At 67.8% G+C, this 24,695-nt stretch carries 27 protein-coding genes; 14 read left to right on the top strand and 13 right to left on the bottom strand.

The features are described 5' to 3' along the window. The first annotated feature begins 3 nt into the window (after positions 1-3). From VFW04_08510 to VFW04_08530, 5 genes are read left to right on the top strand one after another with little or no spacing between them, the layout of a single operon-like run. Positions 4-1,305, top strand: coding sequence for an efflux RND transporter periplasmic adaptor subunit (locus VFW04_08510; GenBank protein ID HEX5179356.1), 1,302 nt, complete (start codon positions 4-6; stop codon positions 1,303-1,305). Then, positions 1,302-2,096, top strand: coding sequence for an ABC transporter ATP-binding protein (locus VFW04_08515; protein HEX5179357.1), 795 nt, complete (start codon positions 1,302-1,304; stop codon positions 2,094-2,096). Before VFW04_08510 ends, VFW04_08515 begins: the two co-directional genes overlap by 4 nt. Before the next feature lie 3 nt (positions 2,097-2,099). Then, positions 2,100-3,344, top strand: coding sequence for an ABC transporter permease (locus tag VFW04_08520; protein HEX5179358.1), 1,245 nt, complete (start codon positions 2,100-2,102; stop codon positions 3,342-3,344). A 4-nt stretch (positions 3,345-3,348) separates the two neighbouring features. Next, on the top strand, positions 3,349-4,608 hold the full coding sequence (locus tag VFW04_08525; protein HEX5179359.1) for an ABC transporter permease: 1,260 nt from the start codon (positions 3,349-3,351) through the stop codon (positions 4,606-4,608). A 32-nt stretch (positions 4,609-4,640) separates the two neighbouring features. Next, positions 4,641-5,831 (top strand): ABC transporter permease, encoded by a 1,191-nt coding sequence (locus tag VFW04_08530; protein ID HEX5179360.1) that lies wholly within the window; start codon positions 4,641-4,643, stop codon positions 5,829-5,831. 60 nt (positions 5,832-5,891) lie between these two features. On the opposite strand, the gene VFW04_08535 is transcribed toward VFW04_08530, so the two are convergent. Together VFW04_08535 and VFW04_08540 are read right to left on the bottom strand one after the other, a co-directional pair. Beyond that, positions 5,892-8,609: an ABC transporter permease gene (locus VFW04_08535; GenBank protein ID HEX5179361.1), complete on the bottom strand. Its 2,718-nt coding sequence runs from the start codon at positions 8,607-8,609 to the stop codon at positions 5,892-5,894. Further along, positions 8,606-8,977, bottom strand: coding sequence for a helix-turn-helix transcriptional regulator (locus tag VFW04_08540; protein ID HEX5179362.1), 372 nt, complete (start codon positions 8,975-8,977; stop codon positions 8,606-8,608). The genes VFW04_08535 and VFW04_08540 overlap by 4 nt, the downstream gene beginning before the upstream one ends. 199 nt (positions 8,978-9,176) lie before the next feature. On the opposite strand from VFW04_08540, the gene VFW04_08545 reads away from it, so the two are divergent. The 3 genes from VFW04_08545 to VFW04_08555 are packed head-to-tail and all read left to right on the top strand — an operon-like array spanning position 9,177 to position 12,053. Continuing rightward, entirely contained in the window at positions 9,177-9,557 is a 381-nt protein-coding gene (locus tag VFW04_08545) for a hypothetical protein (GenBank protein ID HEX5179363.1), read from the top strand. A 19-nt stretch (positions 9,558-9,576) separates the two neighbouring features. Then, on the top strand, positions 9,577-10,818 hold the full coding sequence (locus VFW04_08550; GenBank protein HEX5179364.1) for an ABC transporter permease: 1,242 nt from the start codon (positions 9,577-9,579) through the stop codon (positions 10,816-10,818). Further along, positions 10,815-12,053 carry an ABC transporter permease gene (locus VFW04_08555; GenBank protein ID HEX5179365.1) on the top strand — a complete coding sequence of 413 codons (1,239 nt, stop codon included), beginning with the start codon at positions 10,815-10,817 and terminating at the stop codon, positions 12,051-12,053. The genes VFW04_08550 and VFW04_08555 overlap by 4 nt, the downstream gene beginning before the upstream one ends. Before the next feature lie 110 nt (positions 12,054-12,163). On the opposite strand, the gene VFW04_08560 is transcribed toward VFW04_08555, so the two are convergent. Next, on the bottom strand, positions 12,164-12,574 hold the full coding sequence (locus tag VFW04_08560) for a plastocyanin/azurin family copper-binding protein (protein ID HEX5179366.1): 411 nt from the start codon (positions 12,572-12,574) through the stop codon (positions 12,164-12,166). A 166-nt stretch (positions 12,575-12,740) separates the two neighbouring features. Between VFW04_08560 and bshB1 the strand changes: the two genes are divergently transcribed. From bshB1 to VFW04_08575, 3 genes are read left to right on the top strand one after another with little or no spacing between them, the layout of a single operon-like run. Further along, positions 12,741-13,460: a bacillithiol biosynthesis deacetylase BshB1 gene (gene bshB1 / locus VFW04_08565; GenBank protein HEX5179367.1), complete on the top strand. Its 720-nt coding sequence runs from the start codon at positions 12,741-12,743 to the stop codon at positions 13,458-13,460. Further along, positions 13,457-14,236, top strand: a complete 780-nt coding sequence (locus VFW04_08570; GenBank protein ID HEX5179368.1) for a tryptophan 2,3-dioxygenase family protein — start codon at positions 13,457-13,459, stop codon at positions 14,234-14,236. Before bshB1 ends, VFW04_08570 begins: the two co-directional genes overlap by 4 nt. Then, on the top strand, positions 14,233-14,853 hold the full coding sequence (locus tag VFW04_08575; protein HEX5179369.1) for a cyclase family protein: 621 nt from the start codon (positions 14,233-14,235) through the stop codon (positions 14,851-14,853). The genes VFW04_08570 and VFW04_08575 overlap by 4 nt, the downstream gene beginning before the upstream one ends. Before the next feature lie 15 nt (positions 14,854-14,868). On the opposite strand, the gene VFW04_08580 is transcribed toward VFW04_08575, so the two are convergent. Continuing rightward, positions 14,869-15,261 carry a hypothetical protein gene (locus VFW04_08580; GenBank protein ID HEX5179370.1) on the bottom strand — a complete coding sequence of 131 codons (393 nt, stop codon included), beginning with the start codon at positions 15,259-15,261 and terminating at the stop codon, positions 14,869-14,871. A 66-nt stretch (positions 15,262-15,327) separates the two neighbouring features. Here VFW04_08580 and VFW04_08585 point away from each other — a divergent pair, with 66 nt between their 5' ends. The 3 genes from VFW04_08585 to mnmA are packed head-to-tail and all read left to right on the top strand — an operon-like array spanning position 15,328 to position 18,440. After that, positions 15,328-16,113, top strand: a complete 786-nt coding sequence (locus tag VFW04_08585) for a helix-turn-helix transcriptional regulator (GenBank protein HEX5179371.1) — start codon at positions 15,328-15,330, stop codon at positions 16,111-16,113. A gap of 51 nt (positions 16,114-16,164) precedes the next feature. Beyond that, positions 16,165-17,328 (top strand): cysteine desulfurase family protein, encoded by a 1,164-nt coding sequence (locus VFW04_08590; GenBank protein HEX5179372.1) that lies wholly within the window; start codon positions 16,165-16,167, stop codon positions 17,326-17,328. Then, the gene (mnmA, locus tag VFW04_08595; GenBank protein HEX5179373.1) at positions 17,328-18,440 is read left to right on the top strand and encodes a tRNA 2-thiouridine(34) synthase MnmA; all 1,113 of its coding nucleotides are present in this window, start codon (positions 17,328-17,330) and stop codon (positions 18,438-18,440) included. Before VFW04_08590 ends, mnmA begins: the two co-directional genes overlap by 1 nt. Before the next feature lie 37 nt (positions 18,441-18,477). Here mnmA and dnaJ read toward each other — a convergent pair whose 3' ends face one another. The 9 genes from dnaJ to VFW04_08640 all read right to left on the bottom strand — a co-directional run bounded on the left by dnaJ (position 18,478) and on the right by VFW04_08640 (position 24,679). After that, positions 18,478-19,620 carry a molecular chaperone DnaJ gene (gene dnaJ, locus VFW04_08600; GenBank protein HEX5179374.1) on the bottom strand — a complete coding sequence of 381 codons (1,143 nt, stop codon included), beginning with the start codon at positions 19,618-19,620 and terminating at the stop codon, positions 18,478-18,480. Between the two features lie 16 nt (positions 19,621-19,636). Then, a complete protein-coding gene (locus tag VFW04_08605) occupies positions 19,637-20,209 on the bottom strand; it encodes a nucleotide exchange factor GrpE (protein HEX5179375.1) in 573 nt (190 codons plus the stop codon). Between the two features lie 140 nt (positions 20,210-20,349). Continuing rightward, positions 20,350-21,606: a competence/damage-inducible protein A gene (locus VFW04_08610; GenBank protein ID HEX5179376.1), complete on the bottom strand. Its 1,257-nt coding sequence runs from the start codon at positions 21,604-21,606 to the stop codon at positions 20,350-20,352. A 33-nt stretch (positions 21,607-21,639) separates the two neighbouring features. Then, positions 21,640-22,275 carry a CDP-alcohol phosphatidyltransferase family protein gene (locus VFW04_08615; protein HEX5179377.1) on the bottom strand — a complete coding sequence of 212 codons (636 nt, stop codon included), beginning with the start codon at positions 22,273-22,275 and terminating at the stop codon, positions 21,640-21,642. A gap of 31 nt (positions 22,276-22,306) precedes the next feature. Further along, positions 22,307-22,984: a GTPase domain-containing protein gene (locus VFW04_08620; protein HEX5179378.1), complete on the bottom strand. Its 678-nt coding sequence runs from the start codon at positions 22,982-22,984 to the stop codon at positions 22,307-22,309. Between the two features lie 17 nt (positions 22,985-23,001). Then, entirely contained in the window at positions 23,002-23,487 is a 486-nt protein-coding gene (locus tag VFW04_08625; protein ID HEX5179379.1) for a roadblock/LC7 domain-containing protein, read from the bottom strand. Between the two features lie 12 nt (positions 23,488-23,499). Continuing rightward, positions 23,500-23,772: a hypothetical protein gene (locus VFW04_08630; GenBank protein HEX5179380.1), complete on the bottom strand. Its 273-nt coding sequence runs from the start codon at positions 23,770-23,772 to the stop codon at positions 23,500-23,502. Then, positions 23,772-24,359 (bottom strand): recombination mediator RecR, encoded by a 588-nt coding sequence (recR, locus tag VFW04_08635; GenBank protein HEX5179381.1) that lies wholly within the window; start codon positions 24,357-24,359, stop codon positions 23,772-23,774. Before recR ends, VFW04_08630 begins: the two co-directional genes overlap by 1 nt. A gap of 2 nt (positions 24,360-24,361) precedes the next feature. Then, a complete protein-coding gene (locus VFW04_08640; protein HEX5179382.1) occupies positions 24,362-24,679 on the bottom strand; it encodes a YbaB/EbfC family nucleoid-associated protein in 318 nt (105 codons plus the stop codon). Between the last annotated feature and the right edge of the window lie 16 nt (positions 24,680-24,695).

Here is a 24,695-nt window from a genome sequence, read left to right on the forward strand (position 1 = left end):
CCCATGACTAAAGGGGCGAAGTTAGGCGTTGCCGGTGTGCTTGTCGCGATCGTTGCCGGCGTGCTCGTGCTCGCGGCGGCGACGCGCGGGAACAAACCGACGGAGGTCCGCGAAGAGAAAGTGCAACGGCGCGACCTCGTGGCGTCCGTCACCGCCAGCGGCCAGGTCGAACCAAAAACCAAGGCTGACATCTCCTCCGACGTGAGCGGTCGCATCGTCAAGCTCGCCGTGAAGGAAGGCGACATCGTCAAGAAAGGTCAGTTCCTGTTGCAGATCGACCCGGCAACCTATGAGGCAGCGGTCCAGCAGCAGGCGGCGGCCGTCGCGAGCTCGCGCGCCGACCTCATGCGCGCCAAGGCAAACCTCGAGCAGTCGCAGAGCGCGCTCCGCCGATCGCAGGAAATCAAGAAACAGAATCCCACCTTCGTGTCCGACGACACGATGGAGCAGTTGAGCACCGCCGTCGATGTGAACGAGGCGCTCTACAACTCCGCGCAACACGCCGTGGATCAGGCCGAGGCCGGACTCAAGAACGCGCAGGCAAGTCTCTCGAAGACGACCATCGTCGCGCCGATGAGCGGCCAGGTGACGCGTCTCAACGTGCAGCAGGGTGAAACGGCGATCCAGGGCGAGTTCAACAAGGACGCGGCGCTGCTCCTAACGATCAGCGACATGAAGGCGCTCGAGACCAAGGTCAAGGTCGACGAAACCGACGTGGCGCGCATCCAGGTGGGCGACTCGGCCCAGGTCGAGATCGACGCGTTCCCGGACACGACGTTCGTCGGGAAGGTGGTCGAGATCGCCAACAGCTCGCTCACCGACCCCACGGCGACGACCACGGCCAGCACTACGGGGGACCAAGCCGTTGATTACTACGTGAAGGTGCAGCTGCTCAATCCGCCGCCCGATACGCGGCCGGATTTCTCGGCGACCGCGAAGATCATCACCGACACGCGCAAGAACGTGTTGAGCATTCCGATCATCGCGCTGACCGTGCGCCAGCACCAGGACACGACGTTAGGCGACACCGCTCAGCTCGCCATGGGCGGCCGCCAGCCGGCGAAGCAGGTGGGCCAGCAGGACGTCGAAGGCGTGTTCGTGATCGGCAAGGACAACAAGGTCGTCTTCCGTCCGGTCAAGGTCGGCGTGGCGGGTGAGGAATACTTCGAGGTGCTCAGCGGCTTGAACCAAGGCGACAACATCGTCGCCGGCAGCTATCAGGCCATCCGCGACCTCAAGGAGGGCATGCAGGTGAAGGAAACCAAGACGGACACGACGAAGGCGAAAAAGGAGAGTGGCGCGTGAGCGCTGACGTACGCGAGATCCCGCTCAGCACCACCGGTGAGCGGCAGGCCGTGGTCGGGAACGCGGGGGCGGTCCCGGGTCAGGACTGGGTGATCGTGACGCGCGGGATCACGCGCGACTACGACATGGGCGGCGAAATCGTGCGCGCGCTGCGCGGGGTCGATCTGGCCGTTCGGCGCAACGAGTACGTGGCCATCATGGGTCCATCGGGCTCCGGCAAGTCGACGCTGATGAATCTGGTGGGCTGCCTCGACACGCCGACCTCCGGCGAATACTGGCTCAACGGCTCGCTCGTATCGGACATGAAGGACGATGCGCTGGCGCGGGTGCGCAACCGCGAGATCGGTTTCGTGTTCCAGACGTTCAACCTGCTGCCGCGGGCGACCGCGCTGCACAACGTGGAGCTGCCGCTCGTGTACGCCGGCGTCGGGTCGGCGGAGCGGAAGAAGCGAGCCGTGGAAGCGCTGGAGCGGGTGCAGCTCAAGGACCGCATGGACCACCGGCCTAACGAACTGTCCGGCGGCCAGCGGCAGCGCGTGGCCATCGCGCGCGCGTTGGTGAATCGCCCCGCGATCCTCCTCGCCGACGAGCCGACCGGCAACCTCGACTCGGCGACGTCGGAAGAAATCATGCGCGTGTTCGAGGAGCTCGCCGGCGCGGGGCAGACGGTGATCATGGTCACGCACGAACCCGACATCGCGTCGCACGCGCGGCGCGTCGTGGTGCTGCGCGACGGCCGCATCTCGTCCGACGAGCGCCGCGAGCACTTCGTCAAGCGGCTGGAGAAGTAGCGCGTGCCGCTGTACGAGGCGGTGCGTCTCGCGCTGGCGCAGATCCGTGTGCAGAAGCTGAAGAGCTTCTTCACGCTGTTAGGCGTGACCATCGGCGTGATGTTCCTCATCGCCGTCGTGTCGATCGTCCAGGGCATGTCGAACTACGTGACCAACGCGGTGGCCGGCAAGTTCCTGGGCGTGAACACGGCCACGCTGCGCAGCTTCCCCAATTTCCAGACCGGCAACGTCACCGAGGCGATGTGGCGCATGTGGATGCGCCGCCCGCCGATCACGATCGCCGACGCCTACGCCGTGCGCGACGCGCTCCCGCCGGGCGCCGGTTGGGCAATCGATGACATGCGCTGGGTCAACGCCGAGAGCAAATACACGAACGGCGGGCCGCAATTGCTGGCCCACGCAGCCACGCCGCAGCTGTTCGCGATCAAGAACCTCAAGGTCACCGAAGGCCGCATCTACAACGAGGAGGAGGAGCAGTTAGGCCTCCCCGTCGCGGTGATCGGCATCGAGGCGCAGCAGTATTACTTCCCGAACATCGACCCGATCGGGCGCGACATCAAAATCGGCGGGCTGCCGTTCCGCGTGATCGGCGTGCTCGACAAGCAGGGCACGGTGTTCGGGCAGCCGCTGGACCGCGTGGTGTATGCGCCGTTTCACTCGGCCATGCAGCGCTTCACCGGAGCGCGCGTCAACCTGGCCGGCGTGCTCGTGCAGGCGCCGTCGCCGGCGGCCATGGACGAGATCCAGGAGACGGTCACCGAAGTCATGCGCCAGCGGCACAAGCTGCATCCGTCGCAGGAGAACGACTTCGTCGTGGAGACATCGGCGTCGGCGCTGAGCGCGTGGGACAAGATCCGGGGCTACCTGGTGGGCGCGGGCATCTTCCTGCCGGCGATCGGCCTCGTGGTGGGCGGCATCGTGATCATGAACATCATGCTCGTCGCGGTGGCCGAGCGGACGCGAGAGATCGGGATTCGCAAGTCGTTAGGCGCGCGGCGGCGCGACGTGATGGCGCAGTTCCTGGCCGAGGCCACGACGCTCAGCATCGCCGGCGCGGCGATCGGCATCGGGCTGGGATTCGGGCTCTCCCAGATTCTGTCGTCCGCGTTCAACCTGCCGTCCGGCGTCGCGCCCTGGTCCATCGTCGTGGCGCTTGCGTTAGGCGGCGGCGTGGGCATCGGCGCCGGCATCTATCCGGCCAGCCGCGCCTCGCGGCTCGACCCGATCGTCGCGCTGCGGGCGGAGTGACGCCGTGAAGATCCTCGACCGGCTCAAGATGCTGTCCGAAGGCATCGCCATCGCGTTCGACTCCATTCGCGTCAACAAGGTGCGCGCCGCTCTGACCATCCTCGGCATCGCCGTCGGCGTGTTCGTGGTCACCGGCATGTCGGCCACCGTGCAGGGCATCAATTCCGGCGTGTCGGCCAGTCTCGCGGCCGCAGGCCCAACGACGTTCTTCGTGACACGTTGGCCGGCTGCGATCAACTCGTGCAACGGCTCGGCCGATAGCTGCCCGTGGCGTCACAACGAGCCGCTGAGCCTCGACGACGCGCACGTGATCCAGCGTCAGCCCGGCATCCAGAGCGTGATCGTGCACGTCGGCTCGTCGGCGCAGGTGAAGTACCGCGGCAACAACCTGCCCTCGGCACGGGTGGATGCCTACACGGCCGACTGGACGGAAGTGAACGGCGGCGACATGGTCGCGGGCCGCAATTTCACACAGGGCGAGAACACAGACGCATCGGCAGTGGTCGTGATGAACGTCGCCCTGCGCAAGCAGCTCTTCCCCGACCTGGAGAATGCGCAGGCGATCGGCAAGGAGATCATGATCGGCGCCAATCCGTTCCGGGTGATCGGCATCTGGGACCAGACGGGAAGCCTCTTCGATGACGCCGACGAGCCCAAGGCCACGGTGCCCTTCGAAGCCGCGTATCGGAAGCTGCGCTTCGGCATCCGCTGGCTGGATCTCACGGTCAAGCCGCGTGATGGCGTTCCGCAGGACGTTGCCATGGACCAGGCGATCGCGGCGCTGCGCATTCGCCGCCAGCTCAAGCCGGCCCAGGACAACACGTTCTTCGTGAGCACGCCGGAAAAGGTGATGGAGCTGTACAACGACATCGTCGGCAAGTTCTTCTCGTTCATGATCGGCCTGTCGGCCATCGGTCTCATGGTCGGCGGCGTCGGCGTGATCGCGATCATGATGATCAGCGTCACCGAACGCACGCGCGAAATCGGCGTCCGGAAGGCGTTAGGCGCGACGCGCGGCACGATCCTCTGGCAGTTCCTGGTCGAGGCGGCCACGCTCACCATGATCGGCGCCGTCGCCGGGTTGGTGGTCGGCGGCGCGCTCACGTACGTCATCCGCGCGAACACGTCGATCAAGGCGTCGATCCCGCCGCTGGCGATCGTGCTGGCGTTGGCGGCGGCCGCGCTCACCGGGATCTTGTTCGGGCTGTTCCCGGCCTATCGCGCAGCCCGGCTCGATCCGGTCGAAGCACTCCGCTACGAGTAGGAGCGCCTGGCGACCGCCGCCCGGCAACGCGCATGCGCGATCGTCGATTCCCGTTTCTGGCACTGATGGCCGAGGGCGCGACGAGCGCCATCGACGCGCTGCAGGCGAGGACGCTCCGCACGACGCTCCTGCTCGTGATCGTAGCCGCGAACGTGTGCGCCGCGTTGGTCGCCGGCGCCGCGACGCGCGGCGCGGCCGTGCGCGCCCGGGATGACGCGGCCCGCGACGGCGCCCGCGGATTCGTGGTCTATCCGTGGCTCGCGGGCGGCGGCGCCCCGTTAGGCAACGAGGACGCGCGCGCGGTTGGCGCCCTGCCCCAGGTCGCGGGCGCAGCGGCCCACCAGGCGGTGCGGCTGCCCGTGGGCGACGACGCGCACGCGGATATCGGGGCGATTGTCGATGGCTACGACAGCGCCGGACCCGTGCTCGCCGACGCCGACCTGTTGCGCGGCCGCTGGTTCAGCGCCGATGAAAATGCGCGCGCGGCCCCCGTGGTGGCGCTCGGCGACCGCCTCGCTGCGCGCGTCGCGCACCCCGGCAGCCCGTTAGGCACGCGGATTTACCTCGCCCATCGCCGGTTCCGCGTCATCGGCGTGTACCACGACACGGCGCCCGGCTTTCATGCCGTTGTGCCGATCGAGACCGTGCGCCGTCTGCTCGGCGCCTCACCCGAGTGGACCGATATCGTCGTCCGTGCGCGCGATGGCGTCGCCGTCGACGACGCCGAGCGCGCGGTGGCTGCCCGGCTCGGAAGCGATCGGCGGTCCGGCAACGCGCCGCGCGTCGTCGTCGCCGGCGCCGATCGCCTGCGGGCCGGCGCCCGCATCGTCCCGTTCGTCTCGCGCATCACCACCCGCGAGCTCGCCGCCATTGGCCTGACGCTGGCCGGCCTCGCACTCGCCGCCGTCATGATGCGCAGCGTGCGCGACCGCACGCCCGAAATCGGCCTGCGTAAAGTGCTCGGCGCCACACGTGCCGCCATCCTGCTCGAGACGGTAGCCGAGTCGACGACGCTCGCGACCATTGGCGGCGCCGCCGGGCTCGCCGCCGGACGCGTGATCGCGATGCTCCTCGCCGGCACGACGCCGATTCCCGCCGCGGTGAGCGCGGCCGCCGGGCTCACCGCCGTGTGCCTAACGATCGCCGGCGGCGCTGCCTTCGGCGCCCCGCCGGGACTCCGCGCCGCCCGGCTCGACGCCCTTCAGGCGCTGCGCGCCAGATAGCCGGGCCCGAGTAGACCGCCGCGATTCCCGGCGACCGGCGAGCAGGCGCGCCGGCGAACACTACTCGTTCCGGATCGCGATCACGGGATCCACGCGAGCCGCCCGGCGCGCCGGCACCGCGGCAGCAATGACGGCGACGACGCCGAGCGCGATCGCCACGCCGGCGAAGGTGAGCGGATCGTTAGGCCCGACCTCGTACCACATCGACCGGGCCAGACGCGCCAACGCGAACGCCGCGGCGAGGCCGATGACGACCCCGGCACACACCATGGGTGCGGTTTCCCGGGCCACGAGGCGGCGCACATCCTTCGGCCGGGCGCCGAGCGCCAGTCGGATGCCGATCTCCCTCGTGCGTTGGGCCACCGCGTACGACAGCACGCCGAACACGCCCGTGGCCGCGAGCAGCAGCGCAATGCTCGCGAAGGTTCCGAGCAAAATCGCGATGAGGCTGTCGCCGGCCATGGAGCGGCTCATCACTTCGTCCATGGTACTGACATTGGCGAGCGCGATGTTGGGATCCATGGCGTGCAGCTCGCGCCGGACGACGTCGAGTGCGTCTCTCGCTCCCCCGCGAGCGCGCACCGTCACGATTCCTTGATGCCAGGCGTTGTGCTGCGCGTACGGCACCCACACCAACGATCGGCTCGAATCGGCGGCGCCGTAATACTTGACGTCGCGGACCACGCCGATGATCTCGCGCTCGACCCTTTCGTCGCGCGAGGACATGGCGCGCCGGCCGATCGGATTCTCCGTGCCGAACATCCGCTTGGCGAACGTCTGGTTGACGATCATCACCGGCGGCGCCGCGGTGTCGTCAGTCAGGCGAAAGTCGCGGCCCGTTACCAGCGGGAGGCCCAGGGCGGCGAAATACCCCGGCGTGGCGACGTTCCAGTTGACCGACACCTCGTTGGCCGGCACCGGATCGCGTCCCTCGGCCACCATCTCGCGGCCCAGGTAGAATCCGCCTCCGCCTAACGGACTGGCGCTGGCGATGCCGGCCGCCTCGATGCCGGCCGCCGACGCCAGCCGCTCGCGGAGCTGGTACAAGAACCCCACCACTTTGTCCGGCGTGTCGTACTTGATGCCGGGCAGGGCGATCGATGCGGTGAGGACGTGCTGCCGGTCGAACCCGGGGTCGACGCGGCGCAGATGCTCGATGCTCCGCACCGCGAGCCCGGCGCCGACCAGCAGGATCACCGACAGCGCCAGTTCCGCCGTGACCAGGATCCGGCGTGTCCTGGCGCTGCCGCGGCCGGCACTGGTCCGCTCGCCGCTCTCACCCATCACGACGTGGCTCCGCTGCCGCACGGCGTGCAGCGCGGGCGCCAGCCCGAACAGCAGGGACACGCCGGCCGAAATCGCGACGGCAAAGCCCAGCGTCAACCGATCCAGCGATGCCGCTTCGATGCGCGGCACGTCGGGCGGCGCGATGGCCACGAGACCTTTGACCATCCAGATCGCAACGGCAACGCCGAACAGACCGCCGGCCAACCCGAGCGCGCCGCTCTCGACGAGGCTCTGTCTCACGAGCCGCCAGCGGCTCGCGCCCAACGCCACGCGCACCGCGAGCTCGCGCTGGCGCGCCGCGGCACGTGCCAGCAGCAGGTTGGCCACGTTCACACAGCCGATGAGCAAGAGCAGCGACACGGCGCCCAACAGGAGCCACAAGGTGCGCGGCGTCGATGAGCCGAGAATCGCCTGGCTGATCGGGATCGGAACGGTCGTCACACCACCGCGGATATCCGGATGCTGGGCGGCCGCGCGCGCGGCGAGCGTCGCCATGACGGCGCGCGTGCTCCCGAGGGTCGCGCCCGGTGCGAGGCGCGCGACTGCCCCGAAGATGAAGTTGTCGCGTCGCTGCAGGTCGGGACCGAGCTCCGACACGATGTGTAGCGGCATCCACAGATCGACGTCGATCGGCCATCGCGCGTCGCGCGGCAGCACGCCGACCACGGTCTGCTTGATCGCGTTGATCTCGACCGTGTGGCCGATGATATCGGGCCGCGCGCCGAACTGGCCGCGCCAGAGGCGATCGGAGATGACCACCGGATATCCCGCATCCGGCGCGTAGTCCGACGCGCGCAGCCCTCTGCCTAACTCTTGCCTGACGCCGAGCGCGGCGAAGAACTGCGGGCTCACCGCCGCGGCCGACACACGGATCGGCTCGCTGGGGCCGGTGAGATCCATGTCCTGCGGCCGGTACACGGCCACGGACGAGAAGACGTGCTGGTCGCGCCAGTCCATGAAGTCGGCGTAGGTGACGGACCAAACTTCATCGGTGCCGATTTTGCGGGAGTCGGGCTCCACGACCCGTCCGGCATCGGGGAACGGCAGCGGCGCGAGGAGCACCGAGCGGACCACGCTGAAGATCGCGGTCGTCGACCCGATGCCTAACGCAAGGGTGACGATGGCCGCCGCCGTGAACGCGACGCTCCGGCGCAGCGAGCGGACGGCCTGCGCGGCCTCGTGCAGGATGATCGACATCCGGTCCTCCGCGGACATCCGCGGTACGGGTGATGGGGCCACGCGCCTGGATCGGCGCGCGGCCACCGAGCGCCATCGTTCGATGACCACCAACGACACGAGATCGAGCGCGCCGCGGAGCCACACGCGAAACGGCCGCTCGGCCGAGTCGCGCGCATCGATGAGGCGGTCGCGGTGGAACACGGCGATCGCGGCGCCATAGCGCGCGCGGAACTCGCGCGGCAGCAGCCGGATGAGCCAGCGCCACGCGCGCGGGACACGCACCGGCGTGCGCTCGTTCGGCGTGCGCGTCACGCGCGCCCCGGCGCGATGATCTGCCGCGCGACGGCCAACCGCACCAGCGCTCGCAATCGCAGCATCTCGGCGGCCAGGACGCGATGGCCAAACGGCGTCAATCGATGGTAGATGCGGCGTTCATCGCCTTCGGCCTCACGCTTTTCCGGCGCTTCTTCGATCAGCCCTTTCGATTCCAGACGGCGCATGTGGCGGTACAGGTTGCCCGCCTCGAGCTCGATCGTTCCGTTCGAGTGCGCGAGGATGTCTTGCCGGATGCCGTAGCCGTGCCGATCCCCCGCCGCGAGCATCGTGAGGATGAGCGTGTCGACGGACTTGAGCGGCAGGAGCGATTCGGGCTCGGGCCCAGCTTTGGGAGGCGGCGGCATCGGGGGCTCTCTGGTATAGTCAAAACGACTATAGCACTTTGACACCCAGTCGGCCAGGATGGTTTGTACGGGGCGCCGCCGATCGAGGGCGGGGCGACGGCCCCGGCTGTTCAGCGCGCCCGCCGAACGCTATGATAGTAGCCGGCCGTGACTAACCCTGTTGGGCAAAGCCACGGCGCCCACCCTTTCTGGAGGTTCCATGCGCGCTCGCGTCGTCGCCTGCTCCCTCGTACTCGCATTCTCGGCCTGCGCGACGGCCGGCGGCCCCCACACCGGTGGCGGCCGCGACTCCAACCTCATCACGGCCGCGGAGATCGAAAACTCCCACGAGACCGACGCCTACGATGCGGTCCGCAATCTTCGCCCGAACATGCTGGTCACCCACGGTCAAACGACGTTCAACAACTCCGATCCCGGCATCATCGTATTCGTGAACGGCTCCCAGTTCGGCACGGTGGAGTCGCTGCACCGCATCGCCGCCTCGGATGTCGACGAGATCCGTTTCTACTCGGCGGGCGAGGCGAGCATGCGGCACGGCACAGGCTACCCGGATGGCGTGATCGAAGTGAAAACGAAATAGAAAACGTTATGTTGCATCGGTGAATCTCGCCGACGTCCTGCGCACCGCGCTCGGGCAGATCCGGGCGAACAAGCTGCGGTCGTTCTTCACCTTGTTAGGCATCATCGTGTCCGTCGGCTTTCTCGTGGCCGTGGTCGCGATCATTCAGGGGATGAACGCCTACGTCAAAGAGAATGTGGCCGACGCGATCGTCGGCGTGAACACGTTCCAGGTGCGCCGGATTCCGATCAAGATCGGCCTCTTCACCGACGACGAGCTGCGCATCATCGAGCGGCGGCCCAAGATCACCATGGCCGACGCGGCGGTGGTGTCGCGCGCCGTGCCGGGCGCCGACGCCGTCGCGCTGCAGAGCGGCTTTCCGACGCCCGCGGCGCAACTGGTCTGGCACGGCCGCTCGCTCGACAACGTGTTCGTCTTCGGCGTCACCGCGCCGTACCAGACCGTCCAGGATTACCGCTTCACGAGCGGCAGCCCGATCACCGACGTCGATGTGCGCGAGCGGCGCCAGGTGATCGCCATCGGCGCCGACGTCGCCGAGAAGTTGTTCGGCGATGCCAACCCGGTTGGGCATAGCCTGCGCATCATGGGCGCGCGGTTCACGGTCATCGGCACGATCGCGCCGAAAGGCCGCGTGCTCGGCCAGTCATTCGACTCGTTCGTGATCATGCCGATCACGAGCTTCGAGCTCCTCTATGGCCGGCGCAACACGACCACCATTTCAGTCAAGATGCCGAACGCGGAGTCCATCCCGGCGGGCATGGCGGCGGCGGAGGAAGCGATGCGCATTGCGCACCACCTGCGCCCGGCCCAACCCGACGATTTCACTGTCGAGACGGCCGACGCGTTGGTGGACTTCTGGCGCAACCTGACGCGGGTGCTGTTCAGCGTCATCCCGGCCGTGGTTGCGATCGGCATCGTCGTGGGCGGCATCGTGATCATGAACATCATGCTCATGGCGGTGAACGAGCGGACGCACGAGATCGGGATCCGCAAGTCCGTGGGCGCGCGGCAGCGGGACATCCGGCGGCAGTTCCTGGCCGAGGCCGTCGCCCTGGCCACATTAGGCGGGCTCTTCGGCGTCGCGTCGGGCTGGGGGCTCGCCTTCATCATCGCCAGCGCGTCGCCGCTGCCGGCGCGCGTCACCGGCTGGTCGGTGGCCGTCGCCATTGCGTTAGGCGCCGGCATCGGGGTGTTGTTCGGCGTCTACCCGGCCAGCCGCGCGGCGCGCCTCGACCCCATCAACGCGCTGCGGGCCGAATGAGAGCGGCCGAACGCCTCAGCGAGAACATCGCGATCGCGATCGACACCCTGCGCGTGAGCAAGCTGCGCAGCGGCCTCACGATCCTCGGCGTCGTCATCGGCGTCGCGACCGTGATGGCGATGGCGGCCATCGTCCAGGGCGTCCGGCAGCAGATCGTGCACACCATCGAGATCGCCGGCCCAACGACGTTCTACGTCACCCGATCGAAGAATCCGGTCAACCCGGGCAATCCTCCGCCGGAGATTCGCGATCGGCCGGAGATCAAACCCGCGGAAGCCGATCGCGTGCGGCAACTGCCCGGGATCGCGTACGCCGGCATCTGGGGACAGGCGCAGGCGCGCATGTCTTACCAGGGTACGCGCACGCAAAACGTGGCGATCTTCGGCGCCGACAATCGATTTACCGAGATTCAGGGCGGCGACTTGTCCGAAGGACGCTGGTTCACGCGACCGGAATTGGCGAGCGGCAGCGCGGTCGCGGTCATCGAACAGGACATGGCGCGGACCCTATTCGGCCGCGTGGATCCGCTCGGCAAGCTGGTCGACATCGGCGGACGCCCGGCGCGCGTGATCGGCATCTATGTGCCGCCCGGCAACATCTTCAATCCGCCCGGCCAGTCCACGGGCGCGATCGTGCCGTTCGCGATGCTCGACCACCAGCTGCCGTTCGACCGCACGAACGCGCTCTGGATCGTCGTCAAGCCGCAGCCTAACGTCACTGTGGCCGATGCCGAAGAAACGGTGATGGTGGCCCTGCGCCGCATGCGGCATCTCCGGCCGGCCGAGCCCAACTCGTTCGACCTGCTCACGCAGGATCAGATCCTCGACACGTTCAACAAGCTGACGGGTGTGTTCTTTCTCGTCATGATCGTTCTCTCGGCCGTGGCGCTGCTCGTCGGCGGTATCGGCGTCATGGCGATCATGATGGTGTCGGTCACCGACCGCACGCGCGAGATCGGCGTTCGGAAGGCGCTCGGTGCCACGCGGCTCGATATTCTGCTTCAGTTCCTCGTCGAGGCGTCCACGCTCACCGGGATCGGCGGTCTGGTCGGCATTCTCTTCGGGTTAGGCTTCGGGCGGATCGCCACGGCCGCCATGCGGATCGAGGCGACCACCCCGATGCTCTACACGCTCGTGGCCGTGGTCGTGTCGGTCGGCATCGGGGTGGTGTTCGGGTTGCTGCCGGCCAACCGGGCGGCGCGGCTCGATCCGGTGGAGGCATTGCGGTACGAATGACCGGCCCGGCGCACCGCTGCGCCGCGCCTAACGATCGCCGGAACGGACGCGAAACGGCCAGCCGGCGCGCGATCGGTCCGGCTGGCCGTTAGGCGTCGGCGCCGCGACCGTCACGGCATCACGACGATCGTCCCGACGAACGACGGATACTGCGACGGCGGATGGAACATGCAGTGATAGCTGAACGATCCCGCCTGCGTGAACGTGAACTGGAACGTCGAACCGCCCGTGCTCGCGGCGTACGAACCGGTCCCGCCCGATGGTACCAGCCCGCCCGAGTTCCACAAACCCGTGTCGCTCGTCGTGCTGTGCTCCGATGGACCGTCATTCACCCATTGCACCGTCGTCCCCACCTTCACCGTGTCCACCGCCGGCGAGAACTTGAAGTCGGCGATCGTGATGTTCACACCGTTCGACGGTGGCGGTGGATTCGTGACGCCGTTCATCGAACTGCTGCCGCTGCCGCCGCACGCGAGCGCGACGCCGGCAATCCCGAGACTGACGAGATGAAATGCACGCACGTGGCCTCCTCTGCTGTGAGGAACGCACGCCGCGCGAGCGGTTGTGCTCGACAGCGCCGCGTTCCTCGGGACCAACGACAGGCATATTCGCCGGCTCCGAAGATGGTTCCGCGACTGACGACCTCATCGACTCGCTTGGGGCTCGACGCGCGATATATTCTGCGCCATGACACATGTCGATGTGCTCGCCATCGCCGCGCACCGCGATGACATCGAGCTCACCTGTGGCGGCACACTCCTCAAATCGCAGTCACTCGGCCACCCGACGGCGATCATCGATCTGTCGCAGGGCGAGACCGGCACCCGCGGCACAGCGGAGGTGCGCGCACAAGAAGCCAGCCGCGCCGCGGAAATCCTCGGTGTGAGCGCGCGCGTCAACCTCGGATTTCCCGACGCGGCGATCGTCAACACACCGGCGACACGCATCGCCGTCGCGAAAGCGATCCGTCAATTCACGCCGCGCATCGTCATCGCGCCATCGGAGCGCGGCCGTCACCCGGACCACCGTGTTACAGCCGAGCTGGTGCGCGATGCATGTTTCATCGCGGGGCTCGCTAAAGTCGAGCCGGGTGTGCCGGCACACCGTCCGCACAAGGTGATTCACTGCCTCTCGTTTCGAGAGGACTACATCAAGCCTACGTTTGTCGTCGACATTTCGGATGTGTTCGAGCGGAAGCTCGAGGCGGTGCGCCAATACGAATCGCAGTTCGCCGGCGTGCGCCAAGCGGGCGAGGTGTACCCGAACGGAGAGCCGTTGATCGAGATCGTCAGGCATCAGGCGGCCCATTACGGCTCGCTCATTCGGGTGCGCTACGGCGAGCCGTTCTACACCGCCGAAACCATGCGCGTCGATGACGTGACCACGCTGGAGGTATCCACCTTTTGACGCCGCGTACCGTTAGGCATAAGGAGGAAGCGGCCAGCTACGGCAGCTACCTGGCCCTCGATGAGCTGCTCGGCCTGCAGCGCCCGCTCTCCGAACCGGAACATCCGGACGAGCTGCTGTTCATCGTCGTGCACCAGGCGAGCGAGCTCTGGTTCAAGGTCATCCTGCACGAGCTGGATGCCCTCGTGGGAGCGTTCGACGCTGCCGACGTGTCGGCGGCGATGATGGTCGTGAAGCGTCTCAATGCGCTCGTGCGCATCGTGGCCGATCAGCTCTCCGCACTCGACACGCTACCGCCCCAGCGCTTCGCACAATTTCGCGGGTACCTCGGCAGCTCGAGCGGGTCGCAGAGCGCGCAATTCCGCGCCATCGAAGCCGCGTCGGGCTTGCGCGACGCGCACTTCGTCCAGGCCATTTCCGAGCATGGGCCGCCGCCGGCTGTGGTGCAGCGCTGGCTCGACCGGCCAACCCTGCAGTCGTTGTTCGAGCGCCTGCTCGAACGCCGCGGACGCACGCTCGAACAGGTCTACGGCGACGGAACGCCCTCGGAGCTCTTTCTCCTCGCCGAGGAATTGCTCGAGTACGAGCAGGGGTTCGCGCGCTGGCGGTTCCTGCACGTCCAACTGGTGGAGCGCATCATCGGCCCGGGCACGAGCGGCACCGGCGGCACGTTAGGCGCGCGGTACCTCGCCCGCACGGTGTCGCAGCGATTCTTCCCGGTGTTGTGGGACGTGCGCGCGCGCTTTTTCGGTGCCCCGCCCGCCGCCCGCGGATGACGGGGCGCTGGCACGACATCAGCATTGCGTTAGGCCCGGGCACGCCCGAATGGCCCGGCGACACACCGTACTCCTGCCGCTGGACCCAGCAGGTCGCCCGCGGCGACACGGTCAACCTGTCGGCGGTCACGACGAGTCCGCACGTGGGCACGCACGCCGATGCCCCGCTCCACGTGCACGACGCCTGGCCGCCGTCCGATGCATTGCCGGTCGACGTCTTTGCGGGGCCCGCCGTGGTCTGCTCCCTCGACCGGCTCGATACGCTTTCGGACAGGCGTGTCGAGCGCCTGCTGCTCCATACCGGCGCGTCGATCGCCGGCGGTGCGTTCCCCGCCGACTGGCCGGCGCTCACCGTTCGCCAGATCGAAGCGCTTCTCGCCCAGGGGCTCCGCCTCCTGGGAGTGGACGCACCGTCGGTGGATGCGCGGCACAGCACGGCCCTCGAGGTGCACCACGCGCTGTTCGCCGGCGGCGGGTACAACCTCGAGAACCTCGATCTCCGCGACGTGCGCGACGGCGACTACGATCTCGTCGCGCTGCCGCTCAAGGTGATCGGACTCGACGCCGCGCCGGTGCGCGCCGCGCTTCGGCCTGACGACCGCACGCCGCTGCGTTAGGCGCGGCGCGCCGCCTCAGCCCGCCCGTTGGGCGAATACCATGGTGTGGCCGCCGGCCTCCCTGATCCCGATTTCGTCCATCCCATAGAACGTCCGGCGGCGCGGCAGCACCACCGGCTCCCCCGCAATCTGGCGCTCGACCTCATCCAGGTCCGACACCTCGATGAACAACCCCACCGACGTCCCCGCCGGCCGCACCGGCCTCGTACCCAAATCGTTTTCGATGCTCGCCCAGGTCTGGTACATCACCTCGACACCATCTTTCTCCAGAATCACGAACCCCAGACGATCGCCTTCCGGCACCTCCACTGTCTTGGTCCAACCCAGGCGCTCCGTCCACAGCGGCAGGCACGGTTCGATCGCGTCCACCATGAGCACGGGCGTCAACTTCTTGGTAACGTTGGGCATGGTCATCTCTCTCAGTTCGCGTGATGCAATCAATCTGGCTGGGAACCGCCTGAGCGTCTTGGAAAAATGGAACCCCACGTGAACGAGAGCGGCGTGCCGGAAGGATACGTCGAGCATGCGCCGCCTCCGGACCTCGCCGCTGTCGTCGTCTGCGCGTGGACACGTCGCGTCAGCGGCGGCGTCGATGTCGCCGTGCATCGCGTGCTGCCCGACGGGTGCTGCGACGTCCTGTTCGTGGTGGACGATGGCAATGTCGCGAGTGCGACCGTCGTGGGCGCCATGACGCGACCGATTCTCGTGCACGGTCCGCACCCTCGTTTGTACGTGGGCGTTCGTCTCGCGCCAGGGTACGCCCAGTCGGCATTTCGCCTTCCCGCATCGGACCTCACCGACCAGAACGTGGAATACGAGCTGCTCGTGCCGGAGGCGGCCGAGCACGTCGATGCACTCGCTGCAGCGAGCGATGCCCAATGCGTCGCCATCGCCTTCGACATCGTGCGACAACGCCTCGCCCGCGGATCCGCGGTGTCACGCTCCGTGCTCGCCGCCGTGCGCCGCATCGTCCAATCCGACGGCAACCTCAGGGTCGCCGCGTTGGCCGGCGAGATCGGCGTCACCCGTCAGCAGCTGGCGCGGCAATTCGCGGCGCACGTCGGCCTGACTCCCAAAATGTTCGCGCGCGTCGTTCGCGCCCGTGCAGCGCTCGGCCGCGCAAACGCAGCCCGGATGGCGCATCCACACAACGTGAATTGGGGCGCGATTGCGTACGATCTCGGCTACTACGACCAGCCCCATTTCATCGACGACTTCAAGGAAATCACCGGGCAAACGCCCGGTGAGTGGCTCGGCTAGGAGGGCGCCCCGAGGGCGGGCAAGACCGGCTCGAATTCGCTAACTTGGAGAATGCCCCAGCCCATCTATCTCGATCACGCGGCCACCACGCCGGTGCGGCGCGAGGTGTTCGAGGCCATGGAGCCGTTTTACGGCCCGCGCTTCGGCAATCCCTCGAGCACGCATCGATGGGGACGCGACGCCCGCGCGGCGCTCGACGATGCGCGCGATCGTCTGGCTCACTGCCTCGGCGGCCAGCCGTCGGAAGTGTTCTTCACCTCGGGCGGCACCGAAGGGGACAACGCCGCCATCGTCGGGCCCTTCCTGGCCCTGCACGCATCGGGCAAGCGCGCGGTGGTCACGACGCCGATCGAGCACAAGGCTGTGTTAGGCGCGGTGCACTTCGCGCACGCCCAGGGCGCCGAAGAGCGGATCCTCGGCGTGTCGCACCAGGGCGTGGTGGACCGCGCGTCGTTCGACGCGCTCGTCCGATCCGACGTCGCCGTATGCTCCGTAATGTGGGTGAACAACGAGATCGGCGTCGTGCAGGACGTCCCGGCGCTCGCCGCGGCGGCGAAGGCGCGCGGCGTGCTCTTCCACACCGACGCGGTGCAGGCGTTCGGCAAGTTGGCGATCGACGCGCGGACGGTCCCGTTCGATCTGCTCACGTTCTCCGGCCACAAAATCGGGGCGCCCAAGGGAATCGGCGGGTTGTACGTGCGGCAGGGGACGCCGTGCGAGCCGTTGCTGCACGGTGGATCGCAGAACCGCGGCCTTCGCCCGGGGACGGAGAACGTGGCCGCCGCGATCGGCCTGGCGCGTGCCGCCGAGCTGGCCGTGGCCGAGCGCGCGGACGAGATGCGCCGGTTAGGCGCGCTGCGCGACCGGCTCGAGCGTGCGCTGCTGGCGCGCATTCCCGACCTGGTGGTGAACGGCGGCGGCGGACCGCGTGCGCCGCACATCCTGAGCGTGTCGGTGCCGGGCACGGACAGCGAGTCGATGCTCATGGCGCTCGACCTGGCCGGCGTCGCCTGCTCGTCGGGCTCGGCGTGCACGAGCGGGAGCGTCGACCCGTCGCACGTCCTGGCTGCGTTAGGCGTACCGCGCGAGCTGGCGGTGTCCGCCGTCCGCATGAGCCTCGGCTCGCTCACCACCGACGCGTGCATCGACCGCGTCGCCGAGCTGTTCCCGGCGCTCGTCACCAAGGCGCGCCGCCTCGCGGACGCGGTGGCCTGATGCCGGCGGCGCGGGGCCGCGTGCTGGCGGCCATGTCCGGAGGCGTCGACTCGTCGGTTGCCGCGGCCACGCTCGTCGAGCAGGGCTACGAGGTGATCGGGGCGACGATGAAGCTCTTCTGCTACGGCGACGACGTTCCCGACCGCCCGTGCTGTTCGCTCGACTCGATCGATGACGCGCGGCGCGTCTGCGAGCGCATCGGCATCCCGCACTACGTGCTCAACCTCGAGAGCGCCTTCGGCCGGGATGTGATCGAGAACTTCGTCAGCGAGTACGCGGCGGGGCGCACGCCGATTCCATGCGTTCGCTGCAACACGTTCACCAAATTCCGCGACCTGCTCCGGAAGGCGGACGCGCTGGACTGCGACTGGATCGCCACGGGGCACTACGCGCGCGCCGAGGCCGGCGAGCTGCTGCGCGGCGCGGATCGCGCCAAGGACCAGAGCTATTTCCTGTGGGGCATCGACCGGGCGGTGGTGCGCCGGATGCTCCTGCCGGTTGGGGCGCTCACCAAGGCGGAGACGCGGCGGCGCGCCCACTCGTTAGGCCTCGAGGTCGTGGCCGAGAAGCGCGAGAGCCAGGACATCTGCTTCGTTCCCGATGGCGATCACGCGCGCGTGCTGGCGCGGCACCTGGCCGCGGACGCGCCGGCGCTGGCGCGCGGCCCGTTCGTGGATTCCGCCGGCCGCGCGTTAGGCGAACACGATGGCTACGCGCGGTTCACGGTGGGCCAGCGCCGCGGGCTTCCCGGCGGCTCGCGGGAGCCGCTGTACGTGGTCGCGATTCGCCCGGCGACGCGCGAAGTGGTGATCGGCCCCCGCGCCGAGTTGTTGGGCCGCGGCGTGATCGCGCGCGATCTGAACTGGCTGGTCGACGCGCCGCCCGCCGTCGGCGCCCACGTTCAGGTGCAGGTGCGGCACCGCGCGCCAGCGGCTCCGGCCGAGATCGTGCGGCTGGACGACGGCGAGATCGAGCTCGCGCTCGACGAGCCGGTCGCAGCCATCACACCCGGCCAGTCGCTGGTGCTGTTCGATGGGGATCGCGTGTTAGGCGGCGGCCTGATCGCCGCCTCCCGCGCCGCGCGTCCGACCCTGCCGGTGCTCGCCGCGTAGGCCGGGTGGTGTCCGGCAGTGTCCGGACTTGTCCGTCCTAGTACTTCAGTCCGCCCGCCGCCGCGAACTGCTTGAGCATGTCCTCCTGCTCCGGCGACAGCTTTTCCGGGACCACGATCGACACCTCGACGATCAGGTCGCCGTGCTCGCCGTTCTTCTCGATGCCCTGAGCGCGGACGCGAAACCGCTTGCCCGATGGCGTGCCCTTGGGGATCGTGAGCTTGACCCACTTCCCCTCCAGCGTCTTGAGCCGCACCTTGCTGCCTAACGTTGCCTGCGCGATGTTGAGCGGCACGCGCGCGATTACGTCCAGTCCTTCGCGTCCGAAAAACCGGTCCGCGCCCACCTGGAACGTGATCAGGAGGTCGCCCGGCGGACCGCCGTTCACGCCCTTCCCACCCTGGCCCGTCAAGCGGACGCGCGTCCCCGTGTCCGTGCCCGGCGGCACCGTGATGTTCACCGTCCGGCGCGCCCGCGTCTCGCCGGCGCCGTTGCACGTCGGACAGCGCTCGGTGGGGATCTGCCCGCGGCCCAGGCACATGGGGCACGGCCGGTTCACCGCGAAGCCGCCCTGGCCGAACGAGACCACGCCGCGCCCGTTGCACTCGGGACAGATCTTGAACGAGGCGCCGGGCGCCGCGCCCGAGCCGTGGCAGGTCGGACACTCCTCGTTCACCTCGAGCGTCACCGGCACCTTGCCGCCTAACGCCGCGACGCGGAACGGCACCTCGACCGACACCTCGACGTTCTGCCCGCGCTCCGCCTGCCGGCTGCGCGCCGCGCCCTGACGGCCGCCGCCGCCGAACATCGACGCGAACATTTCGCCTAACCCGCCCAACCCGCCGATGTCGAAATCTTCGAAGTGGATGCCGCCCGTGTTGGGCGCCCCGCCCGCGCCCGGCGGCGGCCCGCGGCGCGCCGTCCCGGCCGGCCCGCCGCCGCCGAACCCCTGGAAGGCGCCTAACCGACGCATCTCGTCGTATTGTTTCCGCTTGGCCTCATCGCCCAGCACCGTGTACGCTTCCGAGATCTCCTTGAAGCGCTCCGCCGCCTTCGCATCACCCTGATTCGTATCCGGGTGAAATTTCTTGGCCAGCTTGCGGTATTGCTTCTTGATCTCGTCCTGCGACGCCGACGCCGACACGCCGAGGACGGCGTAGAAGTCCTTGCTCTGCGCCATGCTCGCTACGCGCTCGTCACTCGGACCACTGCTTCACCACGACCCGCGCCGGACGCAGCAGCTGCCCCTGAAAGACGTAGCCCGGTTGGTACACCTGCGCGATGAGATGATCGTCCTCGGGCGACAACGCCCGCTCCGTCGCCACCGCCTCGTGCAGCTCGGGGTTGAACGGCTGATCCACCGGATTCACAACCTCGAGCCCAACGTTCGACAGCGCCCGCAACAGCTTCTTCTGCACCGCCTCCACGCCGGTCACGAGCGCCGCCGGATCCACCCGCTCCGCATCCACCGACGTCACCCGCCCAAGATCGTCGACGGAATCGAGCAGCTGCCGAATCAGGTCACCCTGCGCCCGCACCACCACATCCTGCCGCTCGCGCGTCACACGCTTGCGGAAGTTGTCGAACTCGGCCGCGAGCCTCAGATACTTGTCCCGCTGATCGTCGAGCTGTTGCTTGAGCGCCGCCTCTGCGGGCGACACCGCGGCCGCAGCGTCGCCTCCCGCCTCCGCGGTGTCGTCGCGCGGCTCGTCGTCGGCTGGCCTTCCGCCTTGCTCCTTCGACGCACTCGTTCTGAAATCGTCTGGCACTCTCGATCCTTGTTTGCGCAGTGAACCACGCCGCCCCGCCGAGCAATGCGCCGAGCGACGGGAAATCGTAATCTCCGTCGAGCGGCCGCTGGGTGCAACGGGTGTGCCCCGCTTGTCTGCCAGAGCGGCAGCGAAAGCCCTCAACTCACTCCCTTCGCCGAGCGCCGAACCTGATCGAGCGCTGCCTGCGTACTCCGGCGTCGGACATCTTCGCGATCGCCGAGATATCTGCGGCCCGATGCGCGCACGTCACCGCTCACATCGGTCGCGATCCATACCGTCCCGACCGGTTTGTCCGGCGTTCCACCTGTCGGTCCTGCGATCCCCGTAATGCCAATGCCCACCTCGGTGCCGAGCGCCGACCGGACGCCCGTGGCCATGGCCCGCGCCACCTGCTCGCTCACTGCACCGTGCTCGCGAATGACCGACGCGGGCACGCCGAGCTCGGAGGTCTTCACGCGGTCCTCGTAGGCCACCACACCGCCGACGTACACATCGCTCGCCCCCGGAATCGCCGTGATCCGTTCGCCCAACATTCCCCCCGTGCAGCTCTCGGCGGTGGCGATGTGCCAACGTCGCGCCCGACACGCATCGAGCACCACGGCCGCGAGGTTGGCGCCGTCGAGCCCGTACACATATCGGTCGGCGTGCGAGCGAAGTTTCGCTTCGGCGCGGTCGAGCGCAGCCACGGCCTGCTCTCGCGGGAGATCGTGGGCCGTAAGGCGTAAGTCGACGCCTTCCCAACCCGGCAAGAACGCGAGCGGAAGCCCTTCGACCGTGTCGTGGCCGTCTTCGTCCAACAATTCGGCCAGCGCGGACTCGCCGATACCCGTCGTGCGAATCGTTCGCGACAGGACCACGGCACCGTTGGGCGAATAGCGCCTCGTGAGCATCGGGACGATGACCTCGGTGGCCATCGAGCGCATCTCGTGCGGGACACCGGGCAGCATCGCGACCCATCGTCCCCGCTCGTCCTCGATCCAGAGACCGGGAGCGCTTCCGTTGGGATTCTCGAGAATGGTCGCCCCCTCGGGCACCATCGCCTGGACCGAGTTGGACGCGGGCATGCTCGTGTATCCGTACTTCTGGAAACGCGCTTTGATGCGCTCCATCAACGCGTCGTCCATGCGCAGCTCGCGACCGAAGAGCCGGGCGATGGCTGGTCGCGTGCGGTCATCGGCGGTCGGTCCCAGTCCGCCGGTGGTGATGACGGCGCCGGTTCTGTCCAAGGCATTGCGCACCGCCTGCACGATGCGTTCGGGATCGTCGCCCACCGTCGTGCGCCACGCGATTTCGGCGCCGATCTCCGAGAGCGTCCGCGCCAGGAACGCGGCGTTGGTGTCGATGGTGAAGCCGAGCAGCAGTTCGTCGCCGATGGTGACCAATTCGAGGCGCATGGGAGCGTCAGTGGGAGAAAGCGCTGCCCGGCCTCACGCGAACACGCGGCCGTACCGGCGCAGGTACAGGCCGAGCGAGTAGATGGTGAGCAGCACCGCGACCGTCATCGTCACAACGCCGACGACGCCGTTGAAGTTCGCGAACGCCCGCCACACATCGCTATCCCACTGGTAGCGGAATGCGGCGGTCCGGGCGGCGAACCAGAAATAGGCGGATCCGACCCACACACACTGGAAGCCGGTTTTCCATTTGGCGGGGCCGATGGCCGCGATCACGGTGCCGCGGCGCGCGGCCGCCTGCCGGAAGACCGTCATGAACAGCTCTCTGCCTAACACGACCACGAGGACCCATAGCGGCAGGCCGGCGTCGCCCCACGGCGTCACGAAGCGCATCGAGAGGAGGGTGCCGTGTCCCGCCTGCAGCAGATAGATGGGGACGAGCGTGCCGAGGAGCAGCGCTTTGTCGGCGAGCGGATCGAGCAGCTTGCCGAGGTCGGTGACCAGATTGCGGGTGCGCGCGAGCTGGCCATCCCAGTAGTCGCTCACGGCCGCGATCACGTACACGACGAAGCCGGCCAGCTTGAGCTCCCAGCGGTCGGCGAACGGCAGCAGAAAGATGAGCGGCGTCGCGATGATGCGGCTCAGCGTCAGCGCGTTAGGCAGGTTCATGCCGCCCGCGCTCCGGCGCCGCCGCGAGCCGTTAGGCGAGCGTCTTGAGCACCAGCTTGCTCACGGCCTTGAGGGTGTCGAACACGCCCTCGCCCGTGACCGCTACTGCCTCGAAGTATGGGGCGCGCTCCACCCATTCGCCGCTCGGGATCTGCTCGATGAGGTTCTCGCCGGCGTGGTAGGGATCGGGCGTCACCCGCTGCTTGGGCGCGTCCCGCACCTCCCAGCCCGGATTCAACGCGCTCTGCAATTCAGCCACCTGGGCCGCGTTGGGCAGGTCGCGCTTGTTGTACTGCACCACGAAAGGCATCGTGGTCAAGTCGTACCCGTACTCCTGCATGTTGTCGTACAGGTTCTGCATCGCCTCCAGATTCGCTTCCATCCGCTCGAGCTGCGAATCGGCGACGTACACGATCCCGTCGACTCCCTTCAAGATGAGCTTGCGACTCGCATTGTAGTAGACCTGCCCGGGTACCGTGTACAGGTGGAACCGGGTCTTGAAGCCGCGAATCGTGCCCAGATCCACCGGCAGAAAATCGAAAAACAGCGTGCGCTCGGTTTCGGTCGCGAGCGAGATGAGCTTGCCGCGCGTGTTCGGCTGCACCCGCCCGTACACGTGCTCGAGGTTGGTCGTCTTCCCGCCCAACCCCGGCCCGTAATACACGATCTTGCAGTTGATCTCGCGTGACGCGTAGTTGATCATCGACATCGGCTGCGCACTCCCCTCTATTGAAACAGCCGGTCGATTTCATCCTCGGCGCCGGCGAGGATGTTAGGCGGACCCGCTTGCTCCCGCCCCCGCTGGAACATCTCGGCGAACAGACGGGTGAGCTCCTCCACGGCGTGCTTTACCTTGAGGCGCACCAGGCCCAGCGTGGTTCTGTTGTCGAACAGAATCACAAGGATCACCCGGCGCGCGATGTCCACCAGATACATCGACTCCTGCTCGCCCTGGTGGAACAACGAATTGAATTCGGTTTCGCCGATGAGTCGCGCCAGCTGATCGTTGGCGCTGAAATCGGCCGCGGTCAACGTGGCAAACGCGGTGGGATCGAATTGGGGCGGCTCGCCAACGGTCGCGACCAGCTGGCCCGACCGGTCGACGAGCAGTGCGGACCGTGCGTTGCTGTCGTAGAGAAATTGCTGGAGCGATCTCAGGATCGCGCCGTAATCATCTTCGGTGAACGACCAACTCGCGGCACCGACGGGCATGAGCGCTCCGGACTAAACGAGAGACTTTTCCATGCGGCGCAGTATCCGCTCCCCGCGCCTGCGCAGCCTGGCATGGCGCTCCCACGCGACATAATCGCGCAGCAAACGCACATTCTGTGGACTTCGTTGTCCGCGCAGGTAGCCAAGCGCCGCCAGCCGGCGCCACGGCTGAATGCTGAAGAGATCGCGCCGGGAGCGTTCAGTCTGTTGACTCCAGACGATCATCCCCAGCGCGAGGCCACCGACAAAGCCAAGCGACACCGCCACTACGCTCGATCGACGCATCACATCTCCCGCCGGGCACTGATCGCCTGTGCGATCGTCACCCCGTCCGCGTACTCGAGGTCCCCGCCCACTGGAATGCCGCGCGCGATGCGCGAGACCGTGGGCACATGTCCCGCCAGCTGCCGCTGCACGTACAGCGCCGTCGCCTCGCCCTCCATGCTCGGGTTCGTCGCTACAATGACCTCCCGAACCAGGCCGGACGACACACGGTCCACGAGCGACTGAACCGCCAGATCCTCCGGCCCAACACCGTCCAACGGCGACAAGCGCCCGCCGAGCACGTGATACAATCCACGGAACTCGCCCGCCCGCTCTATCGCGCCGATGTCCGACGCGTCTTCGACCACGCAGAGAAGGCCAGCGTCACGCCGCGGATCCGCGCAGAGCGCGCAGGGATCCTGCTCGGTGAGGTTGTTGCACACGGAGCATCGCCGGACGCGAGCAACGAGCGCCTCGAGCGCGGCCGCGAGACGACGGCTCTGATCCGGATTTTGCTTGAGCAGATGGTATGTGAGACGCAGGGCAGTCTTCCGCCCAATGCCGGGAAGCTTGGCGAGCTCCGCGGCGAGGTCGTCGATCACCGACATGTTTACAACGGCAGCTTGAACGGCAGCGACAGGCCTCCGGTCAGACGCTTCATTTCTTCCTGGGCCAACTCGGCTGCCTTTTTCTGCGCCTCCGTCACGGCCGAGAGCACGAGGTCTTCCAGCATCTCGATGTCGTTCGGATTGACGACGGTCGGGTCGATCTTCACCGCGCGCACCTGTCCCTTGCCGTCCGCGGTGACGGTGACCATGCCGCCGCCGCTCGACGCGGTCACGGTCTTGTTCTCGAGCTCCTGCTGGAGCTCCTGCAGACGGCCCTGCACCTGCTGCGCCTGGCGCAGCATGTTCATGAAATCAGCCATGGTCGGAAAGGTACGT

The sequence above is a fragment of the Gemmatimonadaceae bacterium genome, assembly GCA_036273715.1.
GTDB lineage: Bacteria > Gemmatimonadota > Gemmatimonadetes > Gemmatimonadales > Gemmatimonadaceae > JADGGM01.